Origin of the sequence: Paramesorhizobium leguminum (assembly GCF_003217235.1) — a bacterium.
Lineage (GTDB): Bacteria > Pseudomonadota > Alphaproteobacteria > Rhizobiales > Rhizobiaceae > Paramesorhizobium > Paramesorhizobium leguminum.
This window is the reverse complement of record NZ_QJTF01000017.1, coordinates 12,934-27,722: the sequence shown is the minus strand read 5'-3', so window position 1 is coordinate 27,722 and position 14,789 is coordinate 12,934. Positions and strand designations below refer to the sequence as shown.

15 protein-coding genes and 1 other annotated feature are annotated in these 14,789 nt (G+C 60.0%); of the genes, 1 reads left to right on the top strand and 14 read right to left on the bottom strand.

The window, feature by feature from the left end:
- Positions 1–9 precede the first annotated feature (9 nt).
- The 11 genes from C7477_RS13725 to C7477_RS13665 form a co-directional block, all read right to left on the bottom strand.
- Positions 10–303 (bottom strand): type II toxin-antitoxin system RelE/ParE family toxin, encoded by a 294-nt coding sequence (locus C7477_RS13725; RefSeq protein WP_110753070.1) that lies wholly within the window; start codon positions 301–303, stop codon positions 10–12.
- Entirely contained in the window at positions 291–563 is a 273-nt protein-coding gene (locus C7477_RS13720) for a CopG family ribbon-helix-helix protein (RefSeq protein ID WP_110753068.1), read from the bottom strand. Before C7477_RS13720 ends, C7477_RS13725 begins: the two co-directional genes overlap by 13 nt.
- Positions 564–743: 180 nt before the next feature.
- Positions 744–1,568 carry a carbohydrate ABC transporter permease gene (locus C7477_RS13715; RefSeq protein ID WP_110753066.1) on the bottom strand — a complete coding sequence of 275 codons (825 nt, stop codon included), beginning with the start codon at positions 1,566–1,568 and terminating at the stop codon, positions 744–746.
- A 3-nt stretch (positions 1,569–1,571) separates the two neighbouring features.
- The gene (locus tag C7477_RS13710) at positions 1,572–2,462 is read right to left on the bottom strand and encodes a carbohydrate ABC transporter permease (protein WP_110753064.1); all 891 of its coding nucleotides are present in this window, start codon (positions 2,460–2,462) and stop codon (positions 1,572–1,574) included.
- 56 nt (positions 2,463–2,518) lie between these two features.
- A complete protein-coding gene (locus C7477_RS13705; RefSeq protein WP_110753062.1) occupies positions 2,519–3,853 on the bottom strand; it encodes an ABC transporter substrate-binding protein in 1,335 nt (444 codons plus the stop codon).
- A 63-nt stretch (positions 3,854–3,916) separates the two neighbouring features.
- Positions 3,917–4,576 (bottom strand): GntR family transcriptional regulator, encoded by a 660-nt coding sequence (locus tag C7477_RS13700; protein ID WP_110753060.1) that lies wholly within the window; start codon positions 4,574–4,576, stop codon positions 3,917–3,919.
- Between the two features lie 13 nt (positions 4,577–4,589).
- Positions 4,590–5,492, bottom strand: a complete 903-nt coding sequence (locus C7477_RS13695) for a dihydrodipicolinate synthase family protein (protein ID WP_110753059.1) — start codon at positions 5,490–5,492, stop codon at positions 4,590–4,592.
- Positions 5,493–6,049: 557 nt separating this feature from the next.
- Positions 6,050–7,006: an aliphatic sulfonate ABC transporter substrate-binding protein gene (locus C7477_RS13680; RefSeq protein WP_425373576.1), complete on the bottom strand. Its 957-nt coding sequence runs from the start codon at positions 7,004–7,006 to the stop codon at positions 6,050–6,052.
- 57 nt (positions 7,007–7,063) lie between these two features.
- Entirely contained in the window at positions 7,064–7,834 is a 771-nt protein-coding gene (locus C7477_RS13675) for an ABC transporter ATP-binding protein (protein ID WP_110753055.1), read from the bottom strand.
- Entirely contained in the window at positions 7,831–8,571 is a 741-nt protein-coding gene (locus C7477_RS13670) for an ABC transporter permease (RefSeq protein ID WP_181418427.1), read from the bottom strand. The genes C7477_RS13675 and C7477_RS13670 overlap by 4 nt, the downstream gene beginning before the upstream one ends.
- Before the next feature lie 101 nt (positions 8,572–8,672).
- The gene (locus tag C7477_RS13665; RefSeq protein ID WP_110753054.1) at positions 8,673–10,109 is read right to left on the bottom strand and encodes a sulfatase family protein; all 1,437 of its coding nucleotides are present in this window, start codon (positions 10,107–10,109) and stop codon (positions 8,673–8,675) included.
- Between the two features lie 226 nt (positions 10,110–10,335).
- Here C7477_RS13665 and C7477_RS13660 point away from each other — a divergent pair, with 226 nt between their 5' ends.
- Positions 10,336–11,370 (top strand): LacI family DNA-binding transcriptional regulator, encoded by a 1,035-nt coding sequence (locus C7477_RS13660; protein WP_110753053.1) that lies wholly within the window; start codon positions 10,336–10,338, stop codon positions 11,368–11,370.
- Between the two features lie 138 nt (positions 11,371–11,508).
- On the opposite strand, the gene C7477_RS13655 is transcribed toward C7477_RS13660, so the two are convergent.
- The 3 genes from C7477_RS13655 to C7477_RS13645 form a co-directional block, all read right to left on the bottom strand.
- Positions 11,509–12,444 (bottom strand): formylglycine-generating enzyme family protein, encoded by a 936-nt coding sequence (locus C7477_RS13655; RefSeq protein ID WP_110753163.1) that lies wholly within the window; start codon positions 12,442–12,444, stop codon positions 11,509–11,511.
- A 21-nt stretch (positions 12,445–12,465) separates the two neighbouring features.
- Complete coding sequence (locus C7477_RS13650) at positions 12,466–13,938, bottom strand: SulP family inorganic anion transporter (protein WP_110753052.1); 1,473 nt, start codon at positions 13,936–13,938, stop codon at positions 12,466–12,468.
- Between the two features lie 69 nt (positions 13,939–14,007).
- Positions 14,008–14,063: a sequence feature (sul1 is cis-regulatory element that is thought to sense ions involved in sulfur or methionine metabolism; They are found in Alphaproteobacteria), on the bottom strand.
- Positions 14,064–14,263: 200 nt separating this feature from the next.
- A complete protein-coding gene (locus tag C7477_RS13645) occupies positions 14,264–14,695 on the bottom strand; it encodes a winged helix-turn-helix transcriptional regulator (RefSeq protein WP_110753051.1) in 432 nt (143 codons plus the stop codon).
- Positions 14,696–14,789 lie beyond the last annotated feature (94 nt).

Sequence of the window (14,789 nt, the reverse complement as noted above, 5' to 3'; positions counted from 1 at the left end):
TTTATCAGGTCAGTACCCTGCTTCTTTCTGGTGCCGAAAGGCCAGCACATACACTGCACCGTCAGCCGGTGCATGATGATATAGCGCGACGTAGCCGGAATCTCCAAATGGGATTACCAACTCGCGCAACTCCGGCTGTTCAGGAAACGGCCGTCCCATGTCCGGTGTGTTTTCCAGAAGCAGGAAGTGCCGATTGATGGCCTGTCCGGCTCGCCTCGCCGCTTCCGGGGCTTTGGTAGTTAGAAACCGACGGCAGCGCTCCAAGCCTTGGGCCGCGCCTTCCGTAACGATTACTTGTGGCACTCGGGTACCGTCTTGTCGTCATCGGTGCCCCAGCTATTCAGCCAGGTGCGGACTTCCTCCCCGGTCAGGTGGCGACCGGTTTCCTGATAGGCCGCCCAGGAGGCCAGGGCTTCCTGCTTGAAGCTCTCGCGAGCTTCCTCACGGTCGACATATTGCTGGATGGCTTCGAGCATGATCCAGTGCGCGGAGCGCCGGCGCTGACTGGCGAGTTCTTGAACGCGGCTTTTCAGGCTATCGTCAATCTTGAGGGATGTTGCCATGGCTGCCTCTTATCACTGGGTAATACCAAGCGATAAGATAGCCCTTCCGTGCCCCGCTGTCCACTGCGGGCGTAATATGCCTACGAGGGAGGCCAAGGTGAGCGCAAGTCGAAGCGGAGCCCGAAGGGTGTCGGAGGCAGTCCGCTCCGCCTAGCCCGCATCGTTATCCAGGTCTCTACATCAGCCGCCTTTGACAGCACCGGCTGTAAGTCCGGCGACAATCTGGCGCTGGGCGAGGACGGTGAGCAAAAGGACCGGCAGCGTGACCACGAGGGCGGCGGCGGCAAGCGGACCCCAGCTCACCTGTTCAAAGGACAGCATGTTGTAGACCGCGACCGGCAGGGTGCGTGTCTCGCGGCTTGCCAGCACGATGCCGAAGACGAAATTGTTCCAGGAGAAGATCACCGCAAGGATGAGTGACACCACGATGCCCGGCTTGGCGATAGGCAGCGCCACCAGCCTGAACACCTGCCAGGCGTTGGCGCCGTCGATCTGGGCTGCTTCTTCCAGTTCCATCGGCGTCGCCTCGAAATAGCCGATCATGATCCAGATCACGATGGGAACGGTCACGACCAGATGAATGATGATCTGCGGCCAGAGCGTGCCGAGCAGGCCGAGCGTCTGGAACAACAGGAACAGCGGGATCAGATAGGACAAGCCCGGCGTCATGCGGGCGATCATGATGACGACCGCCGACTTATGCGCCTTGAGCCGCGCGATGCCGTAGCCTGCGGGCACACCGACAAGAAGGGCAAGCAATGTAGCCATGCCGGTCACCAGAAGGCTATTCCAGAAATAAAGCAGGAAATCGTTCTCTGCGAATATCTGCGTATAGTTCGACCAGGCGAAACGCTCCGGGATCAGGATCGGCGGATAGGCGCCGTTGTCGATCTCGTATTTGAGCGAAAGCGACAACATCCAGACGAAGAAGAAGATCGCGGGCGAAACGATGACGAAGACGAGAAGCGCGGTGCCGAGCTTCGACAGGATCGATTTGCGTGCCATGGCTCAGTTGCCCCACTTCGTTCGTTGCCGTAATGCCAGCAGGATCAGCGACATGGCGATGATGATAATGAAGAAGACCACGGCGATCGCCGAGGCATAGCCAATATCGTAATAGGAGAACGCCACGTTATAGAGATAGATATTGATGGTTTCCGATGCAGTGCCTGGGCCGCCCTGCGTCATCGCATAGATGATATCGAAGCTTTTAAGCGCATCGATGGAGCGGATGATGACGGCCACCATGATGAAAGGCAGGATCATCGGCAGCGTGATATAGCGGAATTTCTGCCAGCCATTGGCGCCGTCGATCTCAGCGCTTTCAAACGGGTCGCGCGGCATGGAGGCAAGGCCGCCCAGCACGATCAGCATGACCAGCGGCGTCCACTGCCATGTCTCCACTGCGACCAGCGATGGAATGACGGTGTTCTGATTGAATATCCATTCCTGCGGGCCGATGCCGACGAGTGAAAGCAGATAGTTCAGCACGCCCAGCTGCGGGTGATACATCATGGTCCAGACCAAGGCGACCGCGACGGGCGTCGCCATCATCGGCATGACGAAGATGCCGCGCAACAGCCCGCGCATCGGCAGCTTGCTATCGAAGACAAGCGCCGCGATCGTGCCGAGCACCATCGGCGCCACCACGGACAGGACCGTGTAGACGATCGTATGCCACATCGAATCCCAGAACCGGGCGTCGCCTGCCAGGCGGATGAAATTGTCGAAGCCGACGAAGCTCTTGATACCGCCGAGCTGCCATTGATGGACGCTCATCCAGAGGGTGAACAGCCATGGAAAGACGATCACCGCCCCGACGGTAATCAAGGCGGGAAGGACAAACGGCCAGTAGCTCGGCTTTATCAGGCTCTTGCCGGGCTTGGCGGAGGGAGCCATCCTGGCGGTGGCTTTTCCTTGCCTGTCCCTTGTTGCTGCTATCGGGGCGGCGGAGTTCATTTTCCTTCACTCCGCGCCAGCACGGGGCGGAATTCTTCCGTTGCCCGCTTCATTTCAGCTTCCGGTTCGGCACCGCTGAGAAGATTGGTAAGACCGACGCCCATGATATCGCGGAACTCCGTGACCGGCACGATGACCGGCAGGCAAAGCTGGCTGATCGGCGCCGATTTCGAAAGCGCTTCCACCCATCCCTCCGGCATGGTGACGCCCTTGCGCACCGCCTCGTCATTGACGATCGACTTGCGGAACGGAACGCCGGAACCCGTTTGCAGCAGGCGCGCGCCCATTTCCTTGGAAATGGCCCACTGGCAGTAGAGATAGGCCGCTTCCCTCTTGGTGGAGGCTTCGACGACGCCGATGCCGTCGCCCGTCGTAGGCGCGGCCTGCGCCTTTGGCCCAGCCGGAATGACGCCGTAGCCGACCTTGCCGACCACCCGCGACTTGTTCGGGTCTTCCAGCGGCGGCGCGAAGCCGATGCCGTCGAGCCACATACCCACCTTGCCCTGCAAAAAGCTCGACTGGCATTCCGCCCAGTTGAAGCCGGCAACGCCGGGAGGCGCGGATTTGGTCATCAGGCGCTGATAGAGTTTTGCCGCCTCGACGGCCTCCGCCGAATCCGTCTGCAGATTTCCGCCGGCATCGACCGACTGCTTGCCATAGCCCAGCATGAGGCTGGTCCAGACCGGAACGTTGGCGTTCTTCATGCCGCGCGCCACGAAACCGTAGGTGTTGGTGGCCGGGTCGGTCAGCGCCTCGGCTGCGGTGACGAGTTCCTCGAATGTCCCAGGATATTCGATGCCCTTGGCGGCGAGGAGCTCCTTGTTCCAATAGACGATCCAGTAGTCCACCGAGAACGGCAGCGAACCGAAGCGGCCATTGGCATCCTTGGCAAAGGCGAGGCCGGCGCTTGCAAAATCATCTTCCGTCAATGACGCGTCAGTCAGCGTGGGGTCTTTCATGAAGCCCGAGAGATCAGCCAGCCAGCCGCCCTTCTCAAACTGGCGCTTTTGCACATGATAGCTGATATGGATGACGTCGAAGCTCGGACGGCCGGATGTCAGCTCGATCACCGCCTTCTGGCGCTGCTGCTGCTCCGGCGTCTGCTCGGAATTGACCTTGATCCCGGTCAATTCCTCGAATTCCTTCTGGTACTTCTGAAGGATCGCGCCGCGCGGGCTCTTGACCAGATTCACTTCGAGCGTGGTGCCGGCATATTTCTTCCAGTCGACCGATGACGCCGCGAAGCTTGGGCTGACGCCCGTCATGCCTGACGCCGCAATGGCCGCTGACCCCGCCAGAAACTGGCGGCGCGTTGGATGAAACAATTTCATTTCTACTCCTCCCTCTTTTCCCGGCGAAGCTGCTCCTCCAGCGGCGCCTTCGGTTCCACATATTCAGATCTGCAATGCGAGTTTCCTTGCATTGTTGATGTGAACGGCAATGGCATCCATGGCTTTCCGCGGATCGCGCGTTTCGATTGCGTCAAGCACAGCCAGATGTTCCTGCATGACGGGGATCACCCGCCCGGTAATGCGAAAGCGCTCCTGATTGATGAGGCGCATCTTGATCGTATTCGTCTGGTAGGCGCGCCAGATGATCTCATTGTCGAGCGAGCCGACAATCGTGTCATGGAGGTTCCAGTCGATAGTCTGCGCCCGTTTTTCAAGCTCCGGCGTTTCACCTTCGGCTTTTGCCCGTTCCAGTGTTTCCTCATGCTCGGCGCGCAGGGAACGCAGCAGCTCATCGGAAGCCGACTGGCAGAAGAGCGCGACCGACTCCTTCTCGATGAAGAGACGGAACTGGAACGCCTCGCGGATGAGATTGAGGTCGATATGCGCGATCTGCAATCCGCGTTGCGGCACGGTCTTGATAAGCCCTTCGGCTTCAAGGCGTGGAATGAGTTCCCGGATTGCACCCAGCGGAAGCCCGGTCATCGTCACCAGCTGGCGCTGCGAAACGAACTGTCCCGGATGAAAGTCACGCGCCAGCAAATGCCGGGTGAAGCTCTGATAAGCCTTGTCCCGTAACTTTACCGGTTCGCTCGTATCGTCCACCGACGCACCTCTCTCAGGCCGCTTTTGCCATATTCAGCCGGTCGAATACACGACTGATCGCATCGAAATCCGCATCATCAAGCGCAACCAGCGGCGCACGGACACGGCGCCAGGCCTGATCCTTCGTGCGGCGCGCCAGCATGGCCTTGACCGCCGGCGTAACCGGATAGGTCAAAAGTTCACGCACCGCGGCGACCAGTTCCGCATCGTCACGGCCATCGTACACCATCGGCAACATGCGGTGAGGCACCAGATTGGCCATGCCCGAAATAGCCCCCTGCCCGCCAAGGCGCACACCGGCAGCCAGATCGCGTTCATCGCCGATCAGGATTGCGATGTCCTTATGCGCGGCAAGAAGCTTCTCCGTATAGCCCCAATTGCCGGAAGAATCCTTCACGCCGGCGATGACCGCGCCGAACGCGGCGCGCAAGCGGCTGACGAGATCAACCGACAATTCCACAGCAGTTACGGACGGAATATTGTAGAGGATAATGCCACGCGCTGCAGCGCCAAGCCCGTTGAAGACCGCCGAGAACCAGGCAAAAAGCCCGTCGTCCGACAGGTTCTTGTAATAGGACGGCGGCGCAAGAAGGATGCTCTTGCAACCGCGCTGCAGGGCCTCCACAGCCTGACGACAGGCATCGGCTATCGAGTTTTCCATGACGCCTGCAACGATGGCGCTGGCGGGGACACGGCCCGCAACCAGCGCATCAATCAATACACCCCGCTCTGCATCCGCAATCGATGCGCCCTCGCCGGTCGTGCCGAAAAGTGTGACGCTGGAGCAACCGTTTTCCAGGCACCAGCGCGCATGGGCGACTGCCCGGCCAAAATCGATATTCCCGTTTTCATCGAATGGCGTCGTAAGCGCCACGGAGAGCCCGAAGCGCTCCTGCCCGGAATGGTGTTGCGGCAAAACTACCTCCTCCCCAAGAGTGAGCCATAGATTTGCACACACTGACATGTCAGTAAATAGTTAATTTGCAGACAGTGCATTCCGCGATTAATCATGCGAGCATATTGCCAATGCGGTAAATCTACATGGCGAGCCTGCCGCTCGCCGCGAAGATGCCGTTGGTCGGGGTTACGTCGCAGATAGATCATGATCGGTAGGTATATCGCCTGTCGTAGGCGGGGCATTTCGGCTGCGTCCGTCGCTCCAGTCGCTATAACCAAGCACCGAAAGCCTCGTTATGTTGTCATGTCGATGGAACGCTACGAGGCGCTTACCAGAAGCGCAAATCAGCAAGTATCTATCGATGGTGCAGATATGCCGGAAGAATTGGGCAAGCTTTGGGACAAGGGCGTAGAGGATCATTTCCGTGGCCGCTGATTTTCCAAAGGCCGGACAGATCATCGAATATCATTATCTCTGGAGATGGCAGGCGGACCGGGGTGAAACAGAAGGCCGAAAAAAGAGGCCGAGCTGCGCACGGTTGAAACCGACCGGTTTGAAACCGGCCGGTTTTACTCTCAGGCATTCACAAAGAGATCGCCCGTATAGAATTGTTCCGGCGGCAGCGGATCTTTCACTGTTCCGAATTCCACGAACATCCTGTTGAAATCATCAAGCCATTTGTTGACGGTGCCGTCCTTGGTAAAGGTGTCCAGTTCCCTCGCGGTCAGCATCTTGCGGCTTCGGGCGACTTTGTCCGTCGCGGCGGCCGGCGCATTGAGGAAAGCCGTCGTGATTTCAATGGTTCGGTCGAGATCGCCCATACGATAGTCCATCGCCTTTTTCATGACGCGGAGGAATTTCTTCACGAGGTCGGGATTCTCCGCCACAATCTCATTGCGGGCGACGAAGGTGTTGATGAATGACGTCTCCGGATAGAAATCCTGGTTGGAGGCGATTTCCTTCATGTCGGGAACGCGCGGCCTGATCGTGTCGATCAGCGGATACCAGATGCCGGCGCCATCGATCTGCTTCGAGGTGAAGGCGGCGACCACCGTCGATGGGTCCATCGGCACGACTTGAATGTCGTTGACCGTCATGCCGGCTTTGGTCAGCGCCAGCCGCAGGATCATATCGCCGGACGTACCCTGCGGTACGCCGACCTTTTTGCCCTTGAGGCCCGCAATGGAGCTGATGCCGCTGTGAGCGATGACGCGGTCGGAAAAGCCGATATCGTTGACGCCGACCACCTTGGCGCGGCCGCTCGCCGGAAGCCAGAGCGCGCCGGGACCGATGGTGCCGAAGTTGAGGCTGCCCGCGCCCATCGCCTGGATCTGGATAGGACCGTTGGTAAAGACTTTCACCGATGGCGTGATGCCCTCGGCTTCCCAAAGCTTCTGGTCCTCGGCAATCGCCAGCACGCTGGCGTTGGGAAAGTCGGCGATGTAGCCGATGGTCATGTCGGCGGACTGGGCCCGCGCCCTTCCGCCGATGGAAAATACGCTTGCGGCAGCAACCGCCGCCGTGGATTTCATCAGATTTCGTCTCGTCAGCATGTTTCATTCCTCCCTCTGAAAGCTGATTATGTGAGGTCAGGCGGTGGCCGGGTGATAGACGGACCGCCAGACCTCATTGCGTAGGTTCGAGAATTCCGGCGAAAGGCGCATTTCCTCGGTGCGCGGATAGGGCAGATCGACCGGAACGATCTTGTGAAGCCGCCCCGGACGGGCGGCCATGACGACGACGCGGCTCGCCAGATAGACCGCCTCATCGACATCGTGGGTGATGAACATGACCGTGCGCCGCTCCGCTTCCCATGTGGCGAGCAGTTGATCCTGAAGCTGGACGCGGGTCAAAGCATCGAGTGCTCCGAACGGCTCGTCCATGAGCAAAATCTTCGGGTTGACCGCATAGGCGCGGGCAATGGCGCAGCGCTGCTTCATGCCGCCCGACAGTGTCTTGGGCAGCGCATCCGCGAAATCGGTGAGGCCGACGAGGCCGATGAAGCGATCGGCGATCCTGCGGCGTTCCATCTTCGGATGACGGGCGATCTTCAGCCCGAACTCGACATTCTCGCGAACCGTCAGCCATGGGAACAGCGCATATTGCTGGAAGATTACGCCGCGTTCAGGTCCCGGCCCTTTTACCGGCACGTTGTCTACAAGCACCTGCCCCGAAGACGGAGTCGTCAGACCAGCGGCGATGTTCATGGCGGTCGACTTGCCGCAGCCTGATGGACCGACCACGGTGATGAACTCGCCATCTTCGATATCGAGGTTCAAACTCTGCAGCGCGTTGAAGGAATTCTGCCCGGCGAAGAAATAAGTCTTGGTGACGTTCTGGAACGAGATTTTGATGCTCATAGCTTTTCCTGCCAGGCGGTCATCGTATTATCCAGGGTGATGACGATCCGGTCCATGATGAGACCGAGCACGCCTATGGCGATAAGGCTCACGAAAATCGTCGGAAGATCATAGTAGAGCTGGGCCTGCTGCATCCTGAAGCCGAGCCCGGACTGGGCGGCGATCAGTTCCGCCGCCACCACGGTCGCCCAGGACGAGCCGAGCCCGATACGGACGCCGACCATGATATAGGGCAGCGACGCTGGCACGATGACGCGCCGGAAGATGGCAAAATCGTTGGCGCCGAGAACCCGGGCGGCGTTGATCAACGTCTTGTCCACGTTGACGACGCCCTGATAGGTCGCAATCACGCTCGACAGGAACGACGCCAGGAATATGACGAATATCTTCGGGGTTTCGTCTATCCCCATGGTCACGATGGCGAGCGGAATGATGGCGAGCGGCGGGATCGTGCGGAAGAACTGGACATAGGGTTCGATGATGCCGCGGGCGGTGCGGTACCAGCCCATCAGGAAGCCGACCGGAATGGCGACGGCGATTCCAAGCGCAAAACCGCTGAACACCCGGCCAAGACTTGCGGCGGCGTCGGACCAGAGAAGCCCGTTTTGCGCCTGGATCACAGCCTGATGAGCGACGGCAAGCGGCGTCGGCAGGCCAACGACCCCCTGCGTAGTCACGGCGGCCCAAAGCGCGATGCCCGCGACGACAGCGGCAACATTGATCGCCAGCACGCCCATCGGACGCGACAGAAGGGACGGCCTCGTGGACGCCTTGGAATTTTCCTCGGTCATGGTCGCTGACATGGGTCTCCTCCCCCACAAAAATTCATCTGTTCAGATCATCGGGCATCCATCATGACATCGCGCGTCTTGAAGTTCGACTCGATCAGCCAGTCACGCATTACGTCCAGAAGCTCCCGCTTTTGCTCGGCGCAAGCAGGGTCGTTCCAGAGATTGTTCACTTCCTTCGGATCGTTCTCAAGATCGAAAAGCTGGCCATCGTCCGAGCCCTTGAAGTGAACGAGCTTCCATCGATCGCTTCGAACACCGGTCATGAACTCGACACCGCCTGCCATCGCCACGTCGCCGATCTGCTCGCAGAATACATGGGTGCGCGGTGTCCATCCCCTCCCCTCCAATGCCGGCTTCAAGCTCCGGGCCTCGAAGGATTCCTGGGGGGTAATACCGGCATATTCGAGGATGGTCGGCCCCAGGTCGAAAAGCTGGCAAAGCCCGTCAATGGAGCGCCCGCCCTCGAACCGGTTCGCCGTCGACCAGATCACGGTCGGCACGCGCGTGACTGCGTCGTACATCGACCATTTCTGTATGAGGCCGTGCTCGCCCAGGCACTCGCCATGATCAGAGGTGAAAATGACGATGGCGTCCTCCAGATAGCCCCTCGCCTTCAGCGCCTCCAGCAATTCCCCAACCTTCTCGTCGATCAGCGTGACGTTGCCCAGATAATGCGCCCAGAGCCGTTGCATCTGGTCAGGTGTCGGATCTAGGCTCCAGACGACGGAGTCGTGATCGACTTCGACATCGTGCTGGCGCTTGTCCTTCAATTCCTGATGCAGGGAATCCAGCTCTTCCTTCGTCGGTGAGGGAAGCGGAAGGTCGTTCCGTTTCAGGTAAGGCTCGGAAAACCGCGCCGGCGGATCGAAGGGCGGATGCGGGCCGGGAAAGCCCACCTGCAAAAACAACGGCTCGCTCAGGGGATAGGTATTCACCCACCATTTCGCCATGTTGCCGACAAATGCGTCCGCGTGCAGGTCTTCCGGCAGTTCCCAGTCGAAGCAGCCGAGCCGGTCGCGGTAGTCGTCGCGCTCCCGGTACGTTTCGCGCTGCTGCTTGACGAGGCCGTTGGCGGCGAGCGCCTTGTCCCATTCGTCGAAGTACCAGCGGCCTTCCATATAGCGGTCCTTGTTCTCCACGACATAGCGCTCATGGAAACCGGAATCCGCATTATAAGGAATGGTGTGCATTTTGCCGATGTTGACGCAGCGATAGCCAGCACTGCGCAATTGCTCCACCCATGTCCGCTGCCATTTCTGGCCATTGGCGAGAACGCCTGATGTGTGCGGGTAATAGCCGGTGAACAGGCTGGCGCGGGATGGCACGCAGCTTGGCGCGGTGATGTGGCAATTGCTGAACGCCACCCCCTTTTCGACCAGCGCGTCGAGATTGGGCGTCACGGCATAGGGAAAGCCCAGCGCGGCGATCGAATCATACCGCTGCTGATCCGTGATGATCAGAATGATGTTCGGCTTTTCGGCCATATTCCTCTCCTCCCAAGCGAACCGGGCTTCTGCCTGTGCATCGCTTGCCTCTCCATCAAAACGATGGCACAAAGTTACCGATAACGCAACGCTCACTCACCTGCATAATTTCTTAAATCGGGATCGATTCAAGAATAAAATTGTGCGGCATTCAAAAGTGTTAGAACGTCCTTTGCGCATCCTATTGGATGCGCGGCGCGCTAACGGAATTTTTGGGTTTCTGAGAATGAAAATTGAGATTGCCGACAAGGGCGCGCGTCCCATTCCCACTCTTGCCTCGATAGCTGAGCGGGTGGGCGTTTCGGTCAATACGGTGTCCCGCGCGCTTCGCGCTCCGAACACGGTCCGGATCGAGTTGCGCCACCAGATCAACGCCGCGATGGAAGAACTCAATTACGTGCCGAACCGCCTTGCAGGCGGCCTTTCCGGCGCGCGGTCGGATATTGTCGGCGTCGTGGTGACGTCGCTCTATTATTCGGAATTCGCCAGCATCGTCGATACCCTGCAATCCGCGCTGCTGGAGCATGATTTGCAGGTCATGCTCGCCAATACACGATACAATGAGACCCAAGAATTGCGGTTCGTTCGCTCTATTCTCAGCTGGCGCCCGGCGGCAGTCGCCATCATTGGCGTCGATCATCCGCCAAAGGTGGTCGAGCTCCTCAGGGCGTCAGGCGCTCCGGTCATCGAGATGTGGGACATTGGCGGCGAGGTGATCGACACCGCCGTCGGCTTCGATCATACCCGCGTCGGCGCGGCCCAGGCGGAACATCTGATTGCTCAGGGTTACCGGCATCTCGCCTTTGTCGGCAGCGTTCGCGACAACGACAAGCGCGCGCAGAAGCGCCTGCGCGGGCTGGAGACCGCAGCGGCGGCGGCTGGTCTCCCGCCCGTCATCAGGCATACGATTGCCGAGGGCGGCAGTCCCGAACTCGGGGAACGGCTCGCCATCGAGCTGCTGCAACAACATTCCGGGATCGATGCAATCGCCTGCAACAGTGACGCCGTCGCATTCGGTGTGCTTCGGGCGCTGCGAAACAGGGGCAGGCGCGTGCCCGAGGATATCGGCGTGATCGGGTTCGGCGACAGCGAGGCGGCATCCTGCGTCACCCCGTCGCTGACCACGATCCGCCCGGACCGTGAACGGATCGGCAGGCTGACGGCGGATGCCATTATCGCGCGGATAAACGGCGCGAAGCCGCGAACCACCGTCGTGGACTGGAAGCTGGTGATGAGGAAAAGTACGAGGCGTCAGCCTTGATCTGACGGCGGCGATAACTTCCGGAAATCACCCTCGGCTTCGAAACTATCATGCATGAGCGCGCCTGGAGCTTACCAGATCCCCACCAATCCGGCCCGGTCAGATATTGCCCTGGTAGCTAAAATCCCTCGGCTACCCCTACGCCCTGATATCGTAGGCAACCCGGAAGCCGGTGTTGCTGGAGGCGCTGTCCGGCGACAGGCCCATGCGGGCGGCGATGCGGTAGCGGTAGCAATAACTCTTGTGACAGAGGAACGAGCCGCCCTTGAGCACCTTCTCGGCGTTCTTCCTCGCCTGTTCGTTGCGCATTTTCGCTTGGCGTGACAGCGAGCGAACACGGAAGGGATCACTCGTCCACTCCCAGACATTTCCGGCAAGATTATAGAAGCCGTCTTCGGTTGACTTGAAGCTGCGCGCCGGCGCGGTGCCGAAAAACCCGTCGGCCATGGTGTTATGATGCGGGAAGCGGCCCTGCCAGATATTGCAAAACACGTCGGTGTCGGTCGGCTCTTCATCGCCCCAGGGATAGCGGCGGCGGCGGTTGCCGCCCCGGGCCGCATGCTCCCATTCCGCCTCGGTGGGAAGGCGTCCTCCCACCCATTGCGCAAAGGCCACGGCGTCGTTCAATGAGACCTGCGTCACCGGATGGTCCATCCGGTCCTCGATCGAACTGCCCGGCCCTTCCGGCGATTTCCAGGTGGCGCCGTCCACCCTTCCCCACCACGGCGTGGCGGTCACGCTGTTTGCCGCGGGTTGCCGATCCTGCATCAGGTCAACGAAAACGGCGGAGCAGCCGAACTTCTCCGCTTCCGTGATGTAGCCCGTCGCCTCGACGAATGCCGCAAAGCGCCTGACGGTCACGGTTTCGGCCTCAAGCAGGAAATCCCCGATGATGACCTTGCGTTCAGGCCCCTCCCCGTCGATCTCCAGCACCGGCTCATGGGTTCCGACGAAGGTCTCGCCGCCTTTGACGAGGATGGCCTCCCCTGCCTTTCCGCGAGGCAAAATCCTTTCGGCTTCGCCCGGCCCGGCGCCGCCATTGTTGCGGCTGACCGCCGAGCAGCAATCACTCATCGTCATCCTCCCGAGTTGCGGTTAAACGGCCTGCCGCTCTTCCTTGTCGTGCAGCGCAAACCTGTCGACCATATCAGCGCTTGCCGTGTTGAAGCCGAGCACGCGCACATCCACGCCTGTCCGCCGGAACTTGATCACCACCTTGTCAAGCGCGCCGACAGCGGTGATATCCCAAAGGTGAGCGCCGCTGATGTCGATGATCACCTGCCTGGCGTTATCGGAGAAATCGAACGCGCCGATGAAACGCTCCGCCGAAGCGAAAAAGATTTGGCCCTCCACGATGTAGGTCACGGTACCGGCGTGCGTATCGTCCCGCCTCGTGACGCTGAAGAGCCTCGCTACCTTGCCTGCGAAGAAGATGCCCGACAACAGGACGCCGACGACAACGCCCTTGGCGAGGTCGTGCGTTGCCACCACGGTGACCACAATCGCCAGCATGACCACGGAGGAAGGCAGCGGATTGCGCCGGAGATCCAGGATCGAGCGCCATGAGAAGGTTCCGATCGAAACCATGATCATGACGGCGACCAGCGCGGCCATGGGAATGATCCGGACGAGATCGTTGAGGACGACGATCAGGAACAAGAGGAAAGCGCCCGCGACGAATGTGGAAAGCCGTCCGCGGCCGCCCGAGGTGACGTTGATCACCGACTGGCCGATCATGGCGCAGCCGCCCATGCCGCCGATGAGGGCGGAGGCGATGTTGCCCGCGCCCTGGCCGATGCATTCCTGGCTCTTGTTGCTCGGCGTATCGGTCATGTCGTCGACGATCTGCGCCGTCAGCAGCGATTCCAGCAGTCCCACGGCGGCCAGCGTCACCGAATAGGGAAGGATGATCTGCAACGTTTCCCAGGTGAGCGGCACCTGCGGGAAAGTGAGGACGGGCATTGTCGAGGGAAGCTCGCCGAGGTCTCCGACTGTGCGCAGGTCCATACCGGTCCACCACGCGATGAATGTCAGCACGGCGATGGCGACGAGCGGCGACGGGATGGCCTTGGTGACGACCGGAAAGAGATAAATGATCGCCAGGCCGCCCGCGATCATGAAATAGGTCTGGACCGGTACGCCGATGAGTTCCGGCAACTGCGCAAGGAAGATGAGGATCGCGAGCGCGTTGACGAAGCCCGTGACGACCGAGCGCGATACAAAGCGCATCACCCGCCCGAGCTTGAGAAAGCCCGCGGCAATCTGGCTGAGCCCCATGAGGATGGTGGCCGCAAACAGATATTGAAGGCCATGCTCCTTTACCAGCGAGACCATGACCACGGCAGTGGCAGCCGTGGCGGCGGAGATCATGCCGGGGCGCCCGCCCGTGATCGCCGCGACACAAGCGATGGCGAAGGAGGCATAGAGGCCGACCTTCGGATCGACGCCGGCGATGACGGAAAAGCCGATGGCTTCGGGAATGAGGGCAAGCGCGACGACGATACCCGAAAGCACATCGCCACGGATGTTGGAGAACCACTCCCGGCGGCAGTTGGAAAGAGACCACATATGGAAAATTTCACAGTTGATGCAACGGGCCGGGCTGAAACCCGGTCCTGAAAATAGGTTGCGTTGCTGTGTTATCTGGCGGATCGGCGGCCAGAGGAGCCACCCGGAGTTTCACCGGGTCCTTACGGATGCTTCCTGCCTAGCCGAGAGTTTGGGATAATGCAATATCGATTAGCCAAGCATCGCTCCCCTATTCAACTGCAGTTCCATTCCACTTGCCGTCCGACCGCTGCACTCAGATCTGTTTTCGGCAAAACCATCGCCGACGGGGCTGCGGCGTACAACCACGTCGAGCCGTGTCAAGCGAACCCCGGAATTGAGGAGGTCAACTGTGCACTTCGCCCGACCGGGCGGCGGCGAAGGCTTGTCGCGCTTGCTGGATTTCGTCGTAGTGGGTTTCCGCCCATATCCACACGCCGCAGAAGGCTTTGCTGAGGCTGTCGCCGAGCGGTGTCAGCGTATAATCGACATGGGGCGGTATGATCGGGTGCACGGTGCGGCGAACGAGGCCATCCTCCTCCATGCGCCGCACGGTTTGCGTCAGCATCTTCTGGCTGATTCCCTCGACCTTCCTGCGCAACTCCGTGTACCGAAGCGTGCCATTCTCATGCAACGCTTCCAGGATCAGCATGGTCCATTTGTCGGCTACCTTGCCGATGATGTCGTCGACAAGAGCCTCGATGGCCGGATCGATCTTATCCGGGATCGGTCCGTAGCGTCGCGCCTCTATTTCCGGGTCCGCTTCCGGCTTGCGCATCCGCACTCTCCTTTTGATGCATATAACTCTTTTCAGGGTCTACTTCAGATCGGAGAGTATGGAGCGCAACTTGCCTGATCACAACGGTTAGAAA